At 62.5% G+C, this 17,726-nt stretch carries 21 protein-coding genes; 9 read left to right on the top strand and 12 right to left on the bottom strand.

Annotated elements, in window-relative coordinates; translation table 11 throughout:
• Window positions 1-621 (bottom strand): alpha/beta hydrolase, encoded by a 621-nt coding sequence (locus O7A70_RS27165; RefSeq protein WP_337143105.1) that lies wholly within the window; start codon window positions 619-621, stop codon window positions 1-3.
• A 4-nt stretch (window positions 622-625) separates the two neighbouring features.
• Window positions 626-1,558, bottom strand: a complete 933-nt coding sequence (locus tag O7A70_RS27160; RefSeq protein ID WP_337143104.1) for a VOC family protein — start codon at window positions 1,556-1,558, stop codon at window positions 626-628.
• Between the two features lie 225 nt (window positions 1,559-1,783).
• Here O7A70_RS27160 and O7A70_RS27155 point away from each other — a divergent pair, with 225 nt between their 5' ends.
• Complete coding sequence (locus O7A70_RS27155; protein ID WP_337143102.1) at window positions 1,784-3,343, top strand: alkaline phosphatase family protein; 1,560 nt, start codon at window positions 1,784-1,786, stop codon at window positions 3,341-3,343.
• Between the two features lie 29 nt (window positions 3,344-3,372).
• On the opposite strand, the gene O7A70_RS27150 is transcribed toward O7A70_RS27155, so the two are convergent.
• Window positions 3,373-4,674: a PRC-barrel domain-containing protein gene (locus O7A70_RS27150; RefSeq protein WP_337143100.1), complete on the bottom strand. Its 1,302-nt coding sequence runs from the start codon at window positions 4,672-4,674 to the stop codon at window positions 3,373-3,375.
• A 305-nt stretch (window positions 4,675-4,979) separates the two neighbouring features.
• On the opposite strand from O7A70_RS27150, the gene O7A70_RS27145 reads away from it, so the two are divergent.
• Window positions 4,980-5,900: a diacylglycerol/lipid kinase family protein gene (locus O7A70_RS27145; RefSeq protein ID WP_337143099.1), complete on the top strand. Its 921-nt coding sequence runs from the start codon at window positions 4,980-4,982 to the stop codon at window positions 5,898-5,900.
• Between the two features lie 29 nt (window positions 5,901-5,929).
• On the opposite strand, the gene O7A70_RS27140 is transcribed toward O7A70_RS27145, so the two are convergent.
• The 3 genes from O7A70_RS27140 to O7A70_RS27130 all read right to left on the bottom strand — a co-directional run bounded on the left by O7A70_RS27140 (window position 5,930) and on the right by O7A70_RS27130 (window position 7,247).
• Window positions 5,930-6,130 (bottom strand): hypothetical protein, encoded by a 201-nt coding sequence (locus O7A70_RS27140; protein ID WP_337143097.1) that lies wholly within the window; start codon window positions 6,128-6,130, stop codon window positions 5,930-5,932.
• Between the two features lie 246 nt (window positions 6,131-6,376).
• Window positions 6,377-6,910, bottom strand: a complete 534-nt coding sequence (locus tag O7A70_RS27135; protein ID WP_337143095.1) for a hypothetical protein — start codon at window positions 6,908-6,910, stop codon at window positions 6,377-6,379.
• Between the two features lie 10 nt (window positions 6,911-6,920).
• Complete coding sequence (locus tag O7A70_RS27130) at window positions 6,921-7,247, bottom strand: DUF883 family protein (RefSeq protein ID WP_337143093.1); 327 nt, start codon at window positions 7,245-7,247, stop codon at window positions 6,921-6,923.
• A gap of 349 nt (window positions 7,248-7,596) precedes the next feature.
• Here O7A70_RS27130 and O7A70_RS27125 point away from each other — a divergent pair, with 349 nt between their 5' ends.
• Window positions 7,597-7,983 carry a response regulator gene (locus O7A70_RS27125; RefSeq protein ID WP_337143092.1) on the top strand — a complete coding sequence of 129 codons (387 nt, stop codon included), beginning with the start codon at window positions 7,597-7,599 and terminating at the stop codon, window positions 7,981-7,983.
• Window positions 7,984-8,034: 51 nt separating this feature from the next.
• On the opposite strand, the gene O7A70_RS27120 is transcribed toward O7A70_RS27125, so the two are convergent.
• Together O7A70_RS27120 and O7A70_RS27115 are read right to left on the bottom strand one after the other, a co-directional pair.
• Window positions 8,035-8,586 (bottom strand): RNA polymerase sigma factor, encoded by a 552-nt coding sequence (locus O7A70_RS27120; protein WP_010911883.1) that lies wholly within the window; start codon window positions 8,584-8,586, stop codon window positions 8,035-8,037.
• A 3-nt stretch (window positions 8,587-8,589) separates the two neighbouring features.
• Window positions 8,590-8,793: a NepR family anti-sigma factor gene (locus O7A70_RS27115; RefSeq protein ID WP_032934943.1), complete on the bottom strand. Its 204-nt coding sequence runs from the start codon at window positions 8,791-8,793 to the stop codon at window positions 8,590-8,592.
• 217 nt (window positions 8,794-9,010) lie between these two features.
• Between O7A70_RS27115 and O7A70_RS27110 the strand changes: the two genes are divergently transcribed.
• From O7A70_RS27110 to O7A70_RS27085, 6 genes are all read left to right on the top strand, one after another.
• On the top strand, window positions 9,011-9,805 hold the full coding sequence (locus O7A70_RS27110; RefSeq protein WP_337132144.1) for a response regulator: 795 nt from the start codon (window positions 9,011-9,013) through the stop codon (window positions 9,803-9,805).
• 205 nt (window positions 9,806-10,010) lie between these two features.
• Window positions 10,011-10,175 (top strand): DUF1328 domain-containing protein, encoded by a 165-nt coding sequence (locus O7A70_RS27105; protein ID WP_006203859.1) that lies wholly within the window; start codon window positions 10,011-10,013, stop codon window positions 10,173-10,175.
• Window positions 10,176-10,337: 162 nt separating this feature from the next.
• A complete protein-coding gene (locus O7A70_RS27100; RefSeq protein WP_337143090.1) occupies window positions 10,338-11,372 on the top strand; it encodes a sensor histidine kinase in 1,035 nt (344 codons plus the stop codon).
• A 133-nt stretch (window positions 11,373-11,505) separates the two neighbouring features.
• A complete protein-coding gene (locus tag O7A70_RS27095) occupies window positions 11,506-11,682 on the top strand; it encodes a hypothetical protein (RefSeq protein WP_337143089.1) in 177 nt (58 codons plus the stop codon).
• A 145-nt stretch (window positions 11,683-11,827) separates the two neighbouring features.
• Window positions 11,828-12,124, top strand: coding sequence for a hypothetical protein (locus O7A70_RS27090; protein ID WP_337143088.1), 297 nt, complete (start codon window positions 11,828-11,830; stop codon window positions 12,122-12,124).
• A gap of 82 nt (window positions 12,125-12,206) precedes the next feature.
• On the top strand, window positions 12,207-12,452 hold the full coding sequence (locus tag O7A70_RS27085) for a YMGG-like glycine zipper-containing protein (RefSeq protein WP_027141909.1): 246 nt from the start codon (window positions 12,207-12,209) through the stop codon (window positions 12,450-12,452).
• 127 nt (window positions 12,453-12,579) lie between these two features.
• Here the strand turns inward: O7A70_RS27085 and O7A70_RS27080 are convergent, their stop codons facing one another.
• From O7A70_RS27080 to xylF, 4 genes are all read right to left on the bottom strand, one after another.
• Window positions 12,580-14,220: a CHASE domain-containing protein gene (locus tag O7A70_RS27080; protein ID WP_337143087.1), complete on the bottom strand. Its 1,641-nt coding sequence runs from the start codon at window positions 14,218-14,220 to the stop codon at window positions 12,580-12,582.
• Window positions 14,221-14,356: 136 nt separating this feature from the next.
• Entirely contained in the window at window positions 14,357-15,115 is a 759-nt protein-coding gene (locus O7A70_RS27075; RefSeq protein ID WP_246672658.1) for an ATP-binding cassette domain-containing protein, read from the bottom strand.
• Window positions 15,116-15,169: 54 nt separating this feature from the next.
• Entirely contained in the window at window positions 15,170-16,522 is a 1,353-nt protein-coding gene (locus O7A70_RS27070) for a sugar ABC transporter permease (RefSeq protein WP_337143086.1), read from the bottom strand.
• 143 nt (window positions 16,523-16,665) lie between these two features.
• Complete coding sequence (gene xylF, locus O7A70_RS27065) at window positions 16,666-17,706, bottom strand: D-xylose ABC transporter substrate-binding protein (protein WP_337143085.1); 1,041 nt, start codon at window positions 17,704-17,706, stop codon at window positions 16,666-16,668.
• Between the last annotated feature and the right edge of the window lie 20 nt (window positions 17,707-17,726).

Here is a 17,726-nt window from a genome sequence, read left to right as displayed (position 1 = left end):
CTACACTCCTTGGGCGACACCGGCAAAAAGCCGCCGCGCCGCCTCGATTTCGTTTGGCCGCACCTCGTGCCCGCCGTCGTGCCACTCCACTGTGACATCGGCGCCATCGGCACGCAAATAGGCTTCCAGCCGCGCCGTCAGGTTCGGCGGGCAGATCGGATCGCGCCTGCCGGCGGTCACCAGGATGTGACGGCCGGCAAGGCTGCCTTTCACCTCCGGTTCGAACGGGATCAGCGGATGCATCAGCACCGAAGCGTCGAACAGGTCAGGGGCTTCGAACACCAGCGAGGCCAGGATGTTGGCGCCGTTGGAATAGCCGAGGCCCAGCACGGCCGACGGCGTCGCAGCCTCGACATGGGCCTTGACGAATTCAGCCATCTTGCCCGTCGCCCGCGCCAGGTCGTCCATGTCGTAGACGCCCTCGCCGGTGCGGCGGAAGAAACGCGCCGCACCTTGTTCGGAAACATCGCCGCGCGGCGAGATGATGGTGGCCTGGGGCGCGAGATCACGCCCCAGCGAAACAAGCTGGCTCTCGTCGCCGCCCGTGCCATGGAAGACGAAGAGCAGCGGACCGCCCGGCGAACCGGGCAGCACCTTGTGGATGAAAGCGTCCTTGCTCATCGTCTCAGCCCTCCAGCTTCTGCAGATGCTGTTCGAGATAGGGCCGCAGGTGCTGATGCTGGGTGGGCAGCTTCAGCGCCTCGCCGAGATGGGCGGTGTCCTCATCACGGTCGAAGCCCGGCTCGTTGGTGGCGACTTCGAACAGCACGCCGCCTGGCGTGCGGAAATAGATCGCCCAGAAATAGTCGCGGTCGATCACCGGCGTCACGCCGTAGCCTGTATCCATCAGCGCTTTTCGCACTTCGAGCTGCTTGGCGCGGTTCTCGACGGAGAAGGCGACATGATGGACGGAGCCCGCGCCGAGATCGGCGAAAGGGGCAGTCGGCAGCGCTTCGATGTCGACGACATCGGCGCCGTTGCCGTTCCTGATGGCGAGCCGCCTGACATTGCCTGACTTGTCGACCTCCTCGTAGCCCATGAACTTCAACAGCTCCTCGGTGGCGCCGCCATCCTTCAGCCTGAGCGAAACCGAGTGAAAGCCGCGGATCGCCTCGTCCGCGGCAATGCCGCCCTTCACCCAGGGCGCTCTGCTGTCGGCCTTGTCCTCGACGAGGGCAAAGCCATCGCCGTCCGGGCCGGCAAATCCGAGCCGCTTCTCGCCAAAGCTGTCCTCGCGGGCGACATTGGTTACGCCTTCGTCGGTGAAGCGTTTTTCCCAATAGGCGAGCGTGCCTTCCGGCACGGAGTAGACCGTGGTGCCGACTTCGCCGACGCCATGGCGGCCTTTGCCGATATTGGGAAAGGGGAAATAGGTCATCACCGAACCCGGCGTTCCGACCTCGTCGGCATAGTAGAGATGGTAGACGTCGGGCGCATCGAAATTGACCGTCTTCTTGACCCGGCGCAGGCCGAGCTTGTGGGTGAAGAAATCATTGTTCTGCCGTGCATCCCTGGCCATCGAGGTGACGTGATGCAGGCCCTTGATCTGGTCGAGCATGGTCTTTGCTCCTTCCCTTGGTGCTGGTGCGGCCTCGCCGCTGTCCACGCCAATATGAGGACGCGATCGATTGTGGCAAAGGCGGCAAACACAGAATGGACTGTGCTTCAAAAGTGAACAATGAGAACGCGCTTGTTCACCATCCAGCCAACAGCCTGGTCTTGCGCGGTTGATGGAAATCGGTTCCATGTGCGCATTCGAATATACTGGGAAGGGGTAGCGCAAGTGACTGGAAAAGGCAGGCGGCCGAATGTCCTCCTCATCACTTGCGACCAGTGGCGCGGCGACTGCCTGTCGGCTGCCGGCCATGCCCAGGTGAAGACACCGAATGCCGATGCCCTGGCCGCCGAAGGTGTGCTGTTCAAGCGCCATTACGGTGGTGCGGCTCCGTGCTCGCCCGCGCGTGCCTGCCTCTACACGGGCCTCTACCAGATGAACAACCGTGTATGTCGCAACGGCACACCGCTCGATGCCCGCCACGGCAATATTGCGCTTGCCGCGCGCAGCGTCGGTTACGATCCAACCTTGTTCGGCTATACCGATGTGTCGCTCGATCCGCGCCAGCTTGCACCGGCCGATCCGCGGTTGCACAGCTACGAAGGCGTGCTGCCCGGCTTCACTGTGCGCCAATTGCTGCCCGAACATCAGAAGCAGTGGTTGTCCTGGCTGAAGCAGCAGGGCATCGATGCCAGCGCTGGAAGTCCTGATATCCATCGTCCCGTTGGCGAGGCGGACGGCGCGGTGACTGAGGCGCCACCCATCTACTCGAAGGATCAGACGCCAACGGCCTTCCTCGCCGGCGAATTCATCCGCTGGCTGAGCGAGCAAGAGGAAGCCACGCCATGGTTTGCGCATCTTTCCTTTATCAGCCCGCATCCGCCCTTCATCGTGCCGGAACCGTACAACTTCCAATACGATCCGGGGGACGGCCCCGCTTTTCACCGCGCGGAAAGTTGGCGTGCCGAAGCTCAGGGCCACCCCTACATCGCCTATGATCTTGGCCGGCAAGAACGCGCGAAGTTCCGCCCCGGCGCCACGGGCAAGGTACACGACTGGAGCGAGGACGATTTCCGCCGTATCCGGGCAATCTATTACGGCATGATCTCGGAGGTCGACGCGCAGCTCGGCCGCCTATGGCAAGCACTGAAGACCGAAGGCGCGTGGGACAACACCATTATCGTGCTCACCTCCGACCACGCCGAAATGATGGGCGACCATTTCATGCTGGGCAAGGGCGGCTATTTCGACGGCAGCTACCATATCCCGCTGGTCATCCGCGATCCACGCCACCGTAAGGCCGCCGCCAGCACGATCGATCGCTTCACCGAGGCGGTGGACATTTTGCCTACGCTCATCGACCTGCTCGGCGTGGCTCCCGAGCCGCATCTTGACGGGTGCTCGCTGAAACCCTTCTTGAGCGGTGGAACTCCAGCCGTCTGGCGCGACGCCGCGCACTGGGAGTTCGACTTCCGCTCGGTCGCGGACGGTGAAGCCGAACAGCACTTCGGCATTACCTCGCGCCAGTGCAACCTCGCTGTCATCCGCACACAGAAATTCAAATATGTGCATTTTGGCGGCGGCTTGCCGCCCCTGCTTTTCGACATGGAGGACGACCCTGGCGAACTGAAGAACCTCGCCAGCAGTCCGGCACACCGTTCCACCCGGCTGGAATTCGCCGAAAGGCTGCTTGCCTGGCGGGCCGAACATCTCGACCAGTCGCTTGCACTCTGGGAACTGACGGAAAACGGGGTGGCTGGATATGCCAGGTCGCAAGCAGGGCGGTAAGGGACTTCCCCTACCGCCCGCATCCTTGCCTACCGGACGACGAGGCGCTGCTCGTCGCGTTTCTGGGCGTAGGAGCCCTTGTCGTAAGCCGCTTGCTTCTCAAGCTGCTCCTTGGTGAAGGTCGTATACAGATACTTCTTGCCGTTCTTGTCGGTCATGAACTTCAAATTATCCATGCCGACCGCGACCTCCTTCGAGCCGATGCCGAGGAAACCGCCGACATCGACGATCACGGCATCGGTTTTCTTGTCGGGCGCCAGCACGACATCGCCGATCTCGCCGACCTTGGCGTCGTTGGCGCCATAGACCGTCGTGCCCTTCAGATCGTCACCCCTGATCTCGCCGACCGGCATCTCCGTCAGCTTCGACTTGTCGATGGCTGCGGTCTTCGTCTGGTCAGGAGCCGTGGCGTCAGCCGGCGCAGCCGCCGTCTTGTCCGCCGGAGCGGCAGCGGGGGCTGTCGCGGCGGAAGGCGCCGTCGCGGGCGCAATTGCCGCCGGTGCGTTCGATGCCGTCGTGGCCGGCGCCGGATCATAGGCCTTGCGGTTGAAGTCCGGCTGCGCCTGCAGCTCTTCCTTGGTGGTCTGCGCCACCAGCCAGCGGTCGCCATTCTTCTGTGCCCACTGCGCCTTGGCGAAATCATATGCGACGTTCTTTTCGCCCATGCCGAGGAAGCCGCCCACGCCAATAATCAGCGACTGCGCCTTGCCTTCCTTGGTCAGTACGATGTCGTTCACGTCGCCGATCTTCTGCGCGTCATCGCCTGTGCCGTTGTAGACATTTTCGCCGATGATGTTTGTGGCCAGGTTGCCATCAGCCTGTTTCACCGGTTGCGCGTTCGCCTCTGCGGGCTTCTGTGCCGTGTCGGTCGACGTGGCCGGCGCCTGGGCAGTCGTCGATGCGGCCGGGGCCGGCGCATAAACTTTGCTGTCGAACTCCGGATGCGCCGTCAGCTCGTCCTTGGTTGTCTGGGCCACGAGCCAGCGGTCGCCGTTCTTCTCGGCCCATTGCAGCTTGTCATAGTCGAAGGCGACGTTCTTGGTTCCGACGCCGAGGAAGCCGCCCACGCCGATGACGACGGATTTCGCCATGCCGTCCTTGTCAAAGACGACGTCCGTGACCTTGCCGATATTCTCGGCATTGTCACCAGTGCCGTTATAGACGGTTTCGCCGATGATATTGGTGACGATGCTGCCTTCCGCCCGGATCACTGGCGCTGCCGGCTCCTGGGCGGCCGGTGGGTTCGCGGGGGCTGGGGTTGCGTTTTGCGCGAAGGCACCGGTTGCAACCATTGTTGCAAGGGCGGTGGTCGCTAAAAGGGTGCGGATCATGATAATCTCTCCTCGTGCCTGATTTCGTGCACGCCACGTCCGGTTGAACCGTCGCTGGGAGATCGGGCGCGGCATCTCTACAGGTTCACAACGTCGTGACCATGCTGTTGTTCCGACAAAAAACCGCGACATCCGAGACCAAAACCACCAAGCGGATGCGTAACCGCCAACCGACGCAACCCCTGGATTCCGGCCTTGGATACTGGCCTGGATTCCAGCGCAAGCGGAACCTTTCCTGGTCCGCTGCGTTCCAGCCTCCGGCTAGGTACGCCTTGGCCAGTTTTGACTGAACAGCGGAGCCGGGCATGAATTTTGCGGCGGTGCTGAACCGGGACGGCGGCACCTTGCGCACCACCGATCTCATGGCCTTTTCCGACCGGATGCGTCAGACGCTGGAGTCGGCGGGCCATTCTCTCAGCATCGACATCGTTGCCGGCCGGGATATCGCGGAAACTCTCGACAGCGCCGTCTCGCGCCGCACCGTCGACGTCGTGCTCGCCGGCGGCGGCGACGGAACCATCTCAGCCGCGGCTGCGAGGCTGATGGGCAAGAAAAAGGCGCTCGCCATATTGCCGGCCGGCACGATGAACCTGTTCGCGCGCGGCCTCGGCATTCCGCAGTCGCTCGATGCCGCGCTGGAATCCTTCGCCGACGGCGAAATCATTGCGGTCGACATGGCCACGGCCAATGGCCAGCCATTCGTTCATCAGTTCTCGATCGGCATGCATGCCAAGATGGTGCAACTGCGCCAGAAGATGGAATTCGGCTCGCGCCTGGGCAAGATCGGGGCTTCAGCCAAGGCCGCCTGGGCGACGATCAAGAACCCCCCGGCAATGAACGTTACGCTCGCCATTGGCGACGCCGAGGTGACGGCGCGCATATCGGGCATCGGCGTCACCAACAATCTGTTCGGCGAAGGCCATTTGCCTTATGCCGACAACCCTGCGGGCGGCGTGCTTGGCATCTACGTCACGGTGGCGCAACAGCGGGCTGAACTGGTCAAGTTCTTCTTCAACATGGCGCGCGGCAAATGGCGCGACAACGAGCACGTTGAAATCCATCAGGCCGACCGTGCAGTGCTGAAAATCCATTCCGGCGGCAGAAAATTTCGCGCCGTGATGGATGGCGAACTGGTCAGGCTCGATCGTGAGACGACGATCGAAATCAAACCCGGAGCGCTCAATGTGCTGGTGCCGGCCAGCGTGGCCCAGGCGAAGGCCGCCTGATGCGGTGTGAAGCCACGGGAGCCGCGATTTTAGCCGGAGGGCGCCGGGCCGGAATCCGGCGGAGCGGGGACGTGTTGTTCGCCTGTGTTCGGTGCTTTGATCAACTCGCCGTAGATCTCGGCGACGCCCCAGGCGATGAGCGCCAGGAGTAGTCCGGCGATCAGGATTTGGAACCCATGCCAACCCCATCGCCCCTGACGCGCTTTGTTTTCGGGAATGTTCTTGGTCATGGCGGTTCCTCGTTTGGTTCCGCGTCGGCTGGCGCGATCGGCAACTCACGCTCGGGTAACGGTCCCTCGCAAGGATGGTTCCGGCTGCAGGGTTGTCTCGGGTCGGCGAGGACATCAAGGCAAGCCGTTGGAGACCTGGTTGGATAGCAGGGTGGAAACAGTGTCCGGCGCGACGGCGTCTTCGCCGAGATATCGATGGCGCTGGAAGATCTGTCGAAGTGACACGAGGCGAGCCGGCCGGCGCTGCTATCCCTCGCCGGCATCCGGACGGTCGGCGTCGGACTTCGCGTTCTCGCGGTAGATGGCATAGGCCGCGAGTGCCACGGCCGGACCAAGAATGATCCCGAGTCCACCTTTTCCCCTGAGCCCACCTTTTCCCTTGAGCCCACCTTTTCCCCTGAGCCCACCTTTTCCCTTGAGCCCACCTTTTCCCTTGAGCAAAGTCGGTAGCACCGCGAGCGCGGCCGCAATGCCGATCGCCTTCATGTCGGCCTTGCGCCGCCTTGCTTCGCGGCGGACCTGGGCGCCCGACACCAGCCGATGGATCAGAACAACAAGGCCCGCGATCACCAGGAAGCCGACACCGAAACCAACCGCGGCAGCCAGCGATCCATAGCGTGCCGATGTCCAGATGTAAGCCGCCCCGACCAGGAAGCCGAGGCCGCAGAATGCCGCCAGCGCTGCAAGCGCATAGACGATGGCCGCCGTGCGCGCGCGGCGCACCGCAGCCATTGTTTCACCCGAGGCGAAACCCGAGAGCAGGGAAGCCAGCAGTCCCATCTCGGCGAAACTAGCGACGCGCGAGCAGCGCGAACAGGAAGCCGACGCCAGCGGCGATTGCCAGCGACGTTACCGGCTTTTCGCGTACGCTTGCCACCATCTGCGCCTCGATATCCCTGGCGTTGCCGCGCAGGCTGTCGAAGGCGGCCTCCCCCTGGGCGCGCAACTGCTCGACGCCTTCGGCCGCCGCCCGGCGCGCCGTGCCGTAGCCGTGTTCACCGGTCTGGGCCAACTGTTTGGTGAGCTTGTCGATATCGGCCTTCAACTGCCTGATGTCGGCTTCAAGATCCGAATTCGTCCGGGCTTCGTTGGCGGTTTTCCCTGCGGCGGTTGCCATTGCTTAACTCCTTGTGATTGCTCGATTTCAAACGCGATGCGCGTCCCAAGGTTCCGATGCCGGGGCAAACTAGGCGAAAACCAGGTCATGCGCACCCGATCCCCATCTCTGGCAAGAAGCCTGCGTCAGATCAGCGGCCGTAACGGCCATTGCTCGCAAGGATATTGCCGGCTTGAAAAAACGCGCTCGGTCTTGCTTGGCATCTCGCCCCTTGCAAATGCCTGCCGCCAGCAGGTCCGTTCTACGCGCCTGCCTGAGATTGGCCTTTCATCGGCGACGCATATCTTTTTTAAATGACAACACACCGAATTGCGATCATTAGTCCGGACGTTTCAAGGAGCAATTGCCTGTGCCTCAATTACTTGACGGATTGCGCATTCTTGTCCTGGAGGATGAATACCTCATAGCCATGGATGTCGAGCAACTCTGCCGCGACCACGGTGCAAGCGAGGTGGTGGTTGCCCGCGACCTGTCCGAGGTCGATGGCCGGAAGGTCGCGACGGATTTCGACGCGGCCATTGTCGATCTAGTGCTGGGCGGTGCCTCGACGCTTGAATTCGCCGCGGGCCTGCGTGAAACCGGCGTCCCGTTCGTTTTCGCGTCCGGCTATTCGGATGCGGACGAGATCAAGGCGTCATTCCCCGGGGTGAGGCTGGTCACCAAGCCCTATTCAGGCGAAGACCTCGTCGAAGCCGTGGCGCTGGCCTACGGTCGCGGCTCCCCTGGCAGAGACTGACCTGGCAGAGACTGACGCGACACGTCCGCATCGCCGTTATTCGGCCCGCGTTCAATGCGCCGCCGTCCCCGTGACCTGAGCCGAGATCGCATCGGGACCATACTCGTCCTCGCCGGAGATTTTCAGGATTTCCTGCAGGCGCGTGCGGGCCCTGCTGACGCGGCTCTTGATCGTTCCGACCGCGCAACCGCAGATTTCAGCGGCCTCCTCATAGGAGAAGCCCGAAGCGCCGATCAGGATGATGGCTTCGCGCTGGTCCTCCGGCAATTGCTCGAGCGCGCCGCGAAAATCCTTGAGGTCGAGTTGGCCGTGCTGGGCCGGGTGCACTGCAAGCCGGGCCGTCATGATGCCGTCGCTGTCCTGCACCTCGCGGCCGCGCTTGCGCATCTGCGAATAGAATTCATTGCGCAGGATCGTGAAAAGCCACGCCTTGAGGTTGGTGCCGGGCTGAAAGCTCTCATGCTTGTCCCAGGCCTTGACCAGCGTTTCCTGAACGAGATCGTCGGCCTTGTCGGCATTCTGCGTCAGCGACACGGCAAAAGCCCGCAAGCTTGGGATTGCTCCAAGCAAATCGGTCTTGAAGCCTTGGGAGACCGCTGCCATGCCTCAGTCCTTCTTCTGTGCGGGTTCGGCCTGTTCCAGTTGGCTGAGCAACCGGGCGAAGCGATCCGGCACATTGTCGGAGACCAGCTCGTCATAATATTGCTTGAGTTTGCGCCCGATTTCGGAGTTCGGCCCAAGAGGGTCGCCGACGCCGTTCCGGCGCCTGCCCGCGGCGCCAGCCAGAATATCTTTCGTCATATCCTTCATTTCGCCCTTTTATTCCCAGAACTCAAGCCGCTCATACACAACACAAGACAAGCGTTGCCCTCGTCTGGTTTGCCCAACCCGACGTCCAAACGCCATTGCCACTGATTCGTTCCATATCGGCGGAACTTTTTCGGAAAAGCGGCGTTATTTCCACGGGGCTTGCAATCAGCGTGACCCGCAATGCATCCAACCGCGTCATCTGAGGGAGACGTTCATCATGAGCTTGTCCGCCACCATCGCTCCGCATCTGCCGTTCCTGCGGCGCTTCTCGCGTGCCGTCTCGGGATCGCAGGAGAGCGGCGACGCGCTGGTCGCCGCGATGCTTGAGGCCATCATTGCCGATGTCGACATCTTCCCGGAGGCGTCGAGTGACCGGATCGCCTTGTACAAGGTTTTTGCCAAGCTCTTCACATCCGTTGCCATCCGCGTTCCGCAGGAGCAGTCACAATCGGCCTGGGAGCAGCGCGCGGCCGCCAACCTCAATGCGATCGCGCCGCTTCCCCGCCAGGCCTTCCTGCTGGTTGCCGTCGAAGGTTTCAGCGAGGACGAGGCGGCCGAAATCCTCGATGTCGGCGACCAGCAGTTCTCCGAGCTGCTCGCCCAGGCAAGCAACGAGATTTCCCGTCAGGTGGCGACCGACGTGCTGATCATCGAGGATGAGCCGCTGATCGCCATGGACATAGAGGAGATGGTCGAAAGCCTCGGTCATCGGGTCGTGGGAACGGCGCGCACCCATGCCGAAGCGGTGACGATGTTCGGCAAGACCCGGCCGAAGATGGTGCTGGCCGATATCCAGCTCGCCGACGGCAGTTCAGGCATCGAGGCCGTGAACGAAATCCTCTCGTCGACATCGGTGCCGGTGATCTTCATCACCGCCTTTCCCGAACGTCTCCTGACCGGAGAGCGCCCCGAACCCGCCTTCCTCGTGACCAAACCGTTCAATCCCGACATGGTCAAGGCGCTGATCAGCCAGGCGCTGTTCTTCGACCGGCAGGCCAAGGCTGCCGCATAGATCGCTGCCTCGGACGCAGGACAGAGACATCAAGGCCGTTGGATGCGATTGTTTCCGGCGGCCTTTTTGACAAGCCGGATCGGCCACTGGCGACTTTCCGGCCCGCGCCACCCGGAACGATTTGCAAGCACCGTCTTTTTCGGCGAATGGTGGAACAAACCGCATCCACCCACGTTTTTGTCGCATCATTGGAAGGAGATGAGCCATGCTTTACTGGGCGCTCGTATTTCTCGTCGTGGCGATTATCGCCGGCGCGCTTGGTTTCGGCGGCATTGCCGGCACCTCCGCCGGTATCGCGCAGATATTGTTCTTCATCTTCCTGGCTTTCCTGATCATTTCGCTTCTGGCCGGCCTGTTCAGGCGGGCGTGAGGCTGGCGAGTCATCAGGCGAACACTGGAAGCCGCACCCCTCAAACGGTTTCCAGCCACCGCCGGGCGGCGTCCTTCAATGGACACCGTCCGGCGGACCGCTTTTAGGGGAACCCATTCGACAGTGAGCCGTTCAGCCTGAGTTGGGTGAACAGATTGACCTATGCGCTCCAGGACTTCAGATAAAACGGAAGGCGCACGGAGCGATGAAGTCATCGCCATGCACCCCGCTGAAAGCGGCATGCAGCTCGGCCGTGCCCTTCTTCACGCCCTGCACAATGCCGGCATTTCCGTCCTTTATCAGGATCGCGAGATGAAGACCGTATGGGCTCGCAACATGCGCGCGCCCTGGGCCTCCGATGAGGTCGAGGGGAATGGCATCCTGCCGATGGCGCAGGCAGACCGTATCGCCGCCGCCAAGCGCGAGGTGGTCGCGACCGGCGATGCTCAGCGCCTTGAAATCAGTGTCCCGGTCGAGAACGGCGTTCGCTGGTTTCAGATCTGGGTCGACGCCGACCGAGGCGATGATGGCGATGTACAAGGCGTCGTCACCACCATGGTCGAGACGACCGAGCAGAAGCGGCGCGAACAGACATTGACGACGTTGCTGCGTGAAGTCAGCCACCGCTCGAAGAACCTGCTGGCGATCATCCAGAGCATCGCGACCCAGACCGGTCGTTATTCCGACGGCGTCGGCGACTTCCTGACGCGCTTCCGCGGCCGGCTGCAGTCGCTGGCCTCCTCCCAGGATCTGGTGACATCCTCCAACTGGCGAGGGGCAGCCCTTCATGAACTGGTGGCGAGCCAGGTCGGCCGCTACGGAGCGAACCCATCGCACAGCCTTCGCTTCCGTGGCGCCAATCCCTACCTCAATCCCAACGCCGCGCTGCATATTGGCCTGGCGATGCATGAACTCGCCGTCAACTCCGTCAGCTACGGCGCTCTGTCCCGGCCGGACGGTTTCGTCGAGGTCACCGCCGACCTCGACGCCGCCGCCACGGGTGACGTAGCCTTGTCTTTGACATGGGCCGAAACGATAGGGACCGACGACGATGGGGGCGGCCAAAAGCGATTCGGCAGCGTCGCGTTGGAGCGTGTGGTGCCAGCGTCCCTGAACGGAACCGCGAACCTCGATATCGGCGACGGCCACCTCGAATACCGCCTGGTCGTTCCGCACAGTAATTTCGAGACGCAGTGAGAGCCCGGCAAGCAGCGATTCTTAACCGGCTGTTCACCATAGGAGCGAATACTGTTTTTCCCAGACATCGCCGGAACCCACCCCGTTTTCGGACATTGTTGGCAGGCTTGCAGCGCGGTACGGGAGGAACGTCTTGACGGTTGCCGACATGAACAGACTGGAACAAGCCGCCCGGATTTCGATGGGCGAATTTCAGGAATCCGAATCCTCCGCAAGAACACTCCCTGACGCAGGCAAGGGTTTGATGAAGGGGCTCGTTCTTGCCCTGGCCGCGATAATGTTGCTGGCCGTTCTTTGGCAGTTGACCTGACTTAGGTCCTGCTCTCCTCACCGTGCGCGCTGTTGAAATCGCCGATCGGTCAACGCGGGCGCACCTTCGACCGTGGGAGCCCCGTTGGAATGACAGGAACTTTCTGACGATGTTGGTCGTTATTGCGGCCAGAGGAACATCTGTCATGCAACACATAGCCGCGTTGGCCGAATGCCGGGAATTGCAGGTCCCTGTCAGTGTTTTTGCGACTGCTGACGGGTGCACCGCTAAGCGACCCGTTGCGATGGGCGACGTACAGGGGCAGGCGCGGCATGTCGTCACCAAATGCGTCGCGGTCGATCCCGCGTTGGAGGGCGACCACGATCAAATTGTCTGGAAGGTGCGGCCAGACGGTAGCCTTGACGCTTCGTTGACCATTTCCGACCGCCTCATGGCATCGAACACGATCCGCCCAGAAAAAGACCACCTTAGTCAACAATAAATTGCAGCAGCAAAGGCCGTCGTTTCGTGCTAAACGGCGGTTGGAGCTTACTAAAGTGTGGACACAAGTGAGGAGTGACTCTATGCGGAAAATACTTATTGCCATGGTTGCGGTGGTCGCCGTCAGCGGCTGCACCACGACCGAGCAGGACGTCGTCGGCGGCGGCTTGATCGGTGCGGGCGTAGGCGGGTTGGTCGGCGGCGGCAAGGGCGCGCTGATCGGCGCGGCCGTCGGTGCCGGGTCCGGCCTGCTGGTTCGCAACCTGCGCAACGGCTACTGCCAGTATCGCGATCATCGCGGCCGGATCTACACGGCCCGCTGCAACTAATTCAGCGATTAGAGCAATCAGGAGCGGCTCGGCGATTTCTATCAAACGCTGAACCGCTCTAATGGAATACAAAACCGGGGGCCATGTCCGGCCTCCGGATTTTCTTGGCCGTTGCCGATCGGCAGGATTAGCCGACCAACGGAATTCTGATTTCCACCTTCAGGCCGTCAGCCTGGAAATCGCGCTTGATCGTGCCGCGCAATTCGCGGGTGACGTTGAGGTCGATCAGTTTCGTGCCGAATCCGGTCACGGCCGGCGCCTCGATCTTGTTTTTTCCAGCTTCCCGCCAGTTCAGCGCCAGGATTCGCTCGCGTCCACGCCCTTCCAGCGACCAGTCCACTTTAAGCGCCCAATCCCCCTTGGACGAATTCGCGGAATTGCCGGCTTCACCATATTTCAGCGCATTGGTGGCGAGTTCATGAAAGGTCAGCCCAAGCGCCTGCGTCGTGGTTTCATCGAGCAGCACCTCCGGGCCTGACAGGAGCCCCTCCGGCAGCTCCTTGCCGAACACCTGGCCGAGCTCGATGCGCAGCAGGTCGGCAAGGTCGGCTTTCTGCCAGCGCGAGCGCGTCAACATGTCCTGCGAGGCGGCCATCGCCTGCAGCCTGGCCGAGAAGGAAGCGGAGAACTCATTGACGTCGGTTGCCCGCGACGCCGTCTGCCGGGCGATCGCCAGCACCCTGGTGATCGAGTTCTTGATGCGATGCTTCATCTCCTGCAGCATCAGGTCCTTTTCGAGCAGGCTCTTTTCCGTTGTTTCATGCAAGGCCGACACCGCGTCATAGGCCCGCTCCTGATAGCGCGCCACCAGCGCGATGGCGCCGGCCAGGAGCAGGCCGAACAGTCCCAGCATGACAGGGATGGCGCGCGACGAGGGTTGCGAGAAGGCACTGGTCGGCCTGAATAGAACGGTCCAAGGGCGCCCCGCCACGGTCATCTTGCGGGTGACCAGCAGCCGGTCTCCCAGAGATGAAGCCGGTGGCGTCTCCGAGCGGAACAACAGATTGTCGCTGTTTGCCGCCCCGTCATAGATCTCTGTATTGACCGGCAGCAGCGGCGCGCGGCTCAGCGCGATCTGGAACAGGTCCCGGGCGCGGAAGGCGGCATAGAGAAAGCCGGCGGTCGAGGAGCGCGATGCGTTGATGACCTCCGGCGCCGTTTCGACGTTGAGCCGCACGAAGACCAGGAAGCCGGTGAAGGTCTGCGCGGCACCAGTGTCCTGGCCGAGCTGCACCAGCCCGCTTGCATGCTGCTGGTCGTCGGCCATCGCCTTTTCGATCGCCGCGCGCCGCACCGGCTCGCTGAACATGTCGTAGCCGATGCTGGCCTGGTTGGACGCATCCAGCGGCTCGAAAAGCGCAATCGGCGTCCGCCAGGGCTGCGTCGTATCCGGATAGACCGGATGGCTGGCGCCGAAATCGTGGAGGATGTCGCGTTCGACCGTTGCCTCGTCGCCCGTCTTGACCAGCCGCAGGAAGCCGATGCCGCGTAGGCCGCCGAAATTGCTGTCGACATCCAGCGCCTTGAAGAAGGCCTTGAACTCGTTCTGGGAAATATCGCCGTTGCGCGCGTCGAACAGGGCCTGCGTCGAGCGCAGCAGCGACAGATGCAGGTCGATGCGGCTCTCGATCCGATTGAGGGCGTCATCGGCCGCCCCTTCGAACTTGATGCGGGCGGCTTCCTGCGTCGCGAAATAAGCGAATCCCGCCATGGTCATGCTGATCAATGCGACGGCAATGAAGGCGACGATTGGAAAAAGCTTCTTCAACTGATGATGCGGTCCACGATCAAACAGGACCTTTATGGGCAAGTCGCCGGGCCAACACAATGGTCAGGCCAAGCCATCGTGATCACTGGCATATCATGTGAACGGCAAGGGGCGTGCCCGAGCAGCCTCGCCGGCCTCAGGCGGCGATCTTCAGCGCACCCGGCCCCGGTATGGCACCTGGAGGACATTTACCCAGGATGATCATGCCCAGCACCTCGTCCTGGGTGACATCCGTGGTGCGTGCCGTGCCGACGACCTGACCGTTCTTCATCACGCAGACCCGGTCGGCAAGCTCGAACACGTCGTGGATGTCGTGGCTGATCAGGAAGATGCCGATGCCGTCGGACTTGAGCTGCCTGACCAGTTCGCCGACCTGTGCCGTTTCCTGGGGGCCGAGTGCCGCCGTCGGCTCGTCCATGATCAGGATGCGGGCGTTGAACAGGATGGCGCGTGCGATCGCCACTGACTGGCGCTGTCCGCCCGACAGTTTGATCACCGGTTCCTTGAAACGCTGGAAGCGAGGATTGAGCCGCCCCATTACCTTGCGCGCCTCGGCCTCCATGGCGACGTCGTCGAGCGTGCCCCAGGCAGTCATCAGTTCGCGGCCGAGGAACAGATTGGCGGCGGCATCGACATTGTCTGCCAGCGCCAGCGTCTGGTAGATCGTCTCGATGCCGTATTTCTTGGCGTCGCGCGGGTTGGAGATCGCTGCCTCCTCGCCATTGACGAATATCTGGCCGGAGTCGCGCTTGTAGGCCCCGGACAGGATCTTGATCAGCGTCGACTTGCCGGCGCCGTTGTGGCCGAGCAGCGCCACGACCTCGCCGGGGAAAAGATCGATCGAGGCATCGTCGACGGCACGGATGCCGCCGAATGCGATCGAGATATTACGCATGTCGACCAGCAGGGTGGCTGCAGGAGCAGTCTTGTCAATCACGGCGATGCCTCCCTAAACGCGCTTGCGGTAAACGGTGTCGAGCCACACCGCGATGACCAGCACGGCGCCGACGACGATGCTCTGCAGCGGCGAATCGACGCCGAGCAGCACCATGCCCGACTGCAGCGACTGCATCAGCAACGCGCCGAGCATGGCGCCGATGATCGTTCCCGAGCCGCCGGCAAGCGACGTGCCGCCGATGACGGCCGCGGCAATGACGAGCAGCTCATCCAATGTTCCAAGCACATTGGTGGCCGAGTTCTGCCGGGCCGACGAAATGGCGGCGGCGATCGTGGCCAGCACGCCCATGATCATGAACACCTTCATGGTGATCCAGCGCGTGTTGATGCCGGCGAGGTTGGCCGCTTCCGGATTGCCGCCGATGGCAAAGACATAACGGCCGAAACGGGTGCGTTTTGTGATGAAGGTCATGACCAGACCGACGGCGACGGCCATCAGTACCGGTATGGCGATGCCGTGGGCGATGAATAACCCGCCCTCCGGCACGGTGATGTTGTTGGCGGCCGCGTACCGGTTCACGATGCCGATCGGCCACGGATAGGAGTTGGCCAGCCACACCGCGCCCATGATGATGGCACAGGTGACGACGCCGAGCAGCGTCTCGGCCCAGATCGGCCGCAGCGGGAAGCGGAACCGCTTTCGTTGCACCCGCCCGTTGAACAGCGCAAACACGACGGCCAGGCAGGCGACGATTCCTACGACCCAGCTCCAGGTCGCGCCGATCGATCCGGCCGGTCCGCCGCCCATCAGCTGGAAGGTGGCGTCGAGCGGTGCCACCGTCTGGCCGCTGGTGACCCACCAGGCGGCACCGCGCCAGACCAGCAGGCCGCCCAGCGTGACGATGAAAGCCGGCACTTCGAGATAGGCGATGACGAAGCCCTGGAAGGCGCCGATCAAAAGGCCGAGCGCCAGGCCGATGACCAGTGCCAGCACCCAGATCCATGGATTGCCGAGTTCAAGCCCCACGAACCGGACCAGGAAGTGCACCTGGGCAAAACCCATGACCATGCCGATCAGGCCCTCGGCGGAACCGACGGACAGGTCGATGTTGCGCATGACGATGACCAGCACCATGCCGCAGGCCATGATTGCGACCGCTGACGTCTGCACCGACAGATTCCACAGATTGCGCGGCGTCAGAAACGTGCGGCTGTCGAAATCGAGCGGATTGACGCCAAGACGCAAGCTCGAAATCACATGCAGCGCGACCCAGATCAGCAGCAGGGCGCCGATCATGCCGAGCATACGGGTGTCGATCTCGGTCGCTTTCAGGAACCGGGCGACCGCGCCGAGTTCCGAAGCGCGCGCGGTATCGGCCTGCAGGTTGGACGTCGTGTCGGTCATGATTTCCTCCAACCGGCTGGCCGTCTGACGCGGATGCCGAACCCAGCCTAGAAGCTATCCGCGTGATGCGGAAACACAAATCTTTTTGAGAAAACGCCGCGGCTTGGGGGCCGCGGCGCCTTCATTTCTTCAAGCGGTCAAACTCAGTTGCAGGCCGCGACGCTGCCGGCGGCGACGCCCGCGCAGACTTCGTCCTTCTTGATCCAGCCGGCGTCGATGACGAGGTTGAGATTGTCCTTGGTGATGGCGACCGGGGTCAGGAACAGCGACTTGACGGTGTTGCCGCCAGGCGTCGTGAAGTCCTTCGTGCCGGCGATGTCGGTCATCTTCTTGCCGTCGGCGAGCTGCGAGGCGATCTCGGCGGCGTTCTTGCCGAGTTCACGCGCATCCTTCCACACCGACACGGTCTGGGTGCCGAGCGCGATGCGGTTGAGCGCGGCGTGGTCGCCGTCCTGGCCAGAGACCGGCACGGTGCCGGCGAGCCCCTGCGCCGTCAACGCCGCGACGACGCCGCCGGCGGTGCCGTCATTGGCCGCGACCACGGCGTCGACCTTATTGTCGTTGGCGGTGAGGAACTGCTCCATGTTCTTCTGGGCGTTGGCGGGCAGCCAGCCGTCCGTATAGGCTTCGCCGACATTCTTGATCTTGCCGCTGTCGATGGCTTCCTTCAGCACTTCCATCGAGCCCGAGAACAGGAAGTCGGCATTCGGGTCGGCACCCGAGCCCTTGATGAAGACGTAATTGCCTTCAGGCTTCACCTTGAACACCTCGCGAGCCTGCATGCGGCCGACTTCCTTGTTGTCGAAGGTCAGGTAGAAGACGTCCTTGTTTTCGATCAGGCGGTCATAGCCGACGACCGGAATGCCCTCGTCGAGCGCCTTCTGCACCGCTGGGCCGATGGCCGAAGCATCCTGCGCCAGGATGATCAGCGAATTGGCGCCCTGCGAAATCAGGCTTTCGACATCGGTCAGCTGCTTGCCGGGATTGGACTGCGCATCGGCGGAAATGTACTTGTCGCCCGCGGCCTCGATCGCCTTCTTCATGGCGGCCTCGTCGGTCTTCCAGCGCTCTTCCTGGAAATTCGACCACGAAACGCCGATGACCTTGTCCTTCGCCTGCGCCACCGACGCCAGCGTCAGCGACATGGCGACACCCGCCAGGATGGCGACTGTGAATCTCTTCATGATATATCCTCCCTGCGCCG

Origin of the sequence: Mesorhizobium sp. Cs1299R1N1 (genome assembly GCF_037179655.1) — a bacterium.
GTDB classification, from domain to species: domain Bacteria; phylum Pseudomonadota; class Alphaproteobacteria; order Rhizobiales; family Rhizobiaceae; genus Mesorhizobium; species Mesorhizobium salmacidum.
The sequence above is the reverse complement of the archived record's forward strand: the minus strand, read 5'-3'. Positions and strand labels throughout refer to the sequence as shown.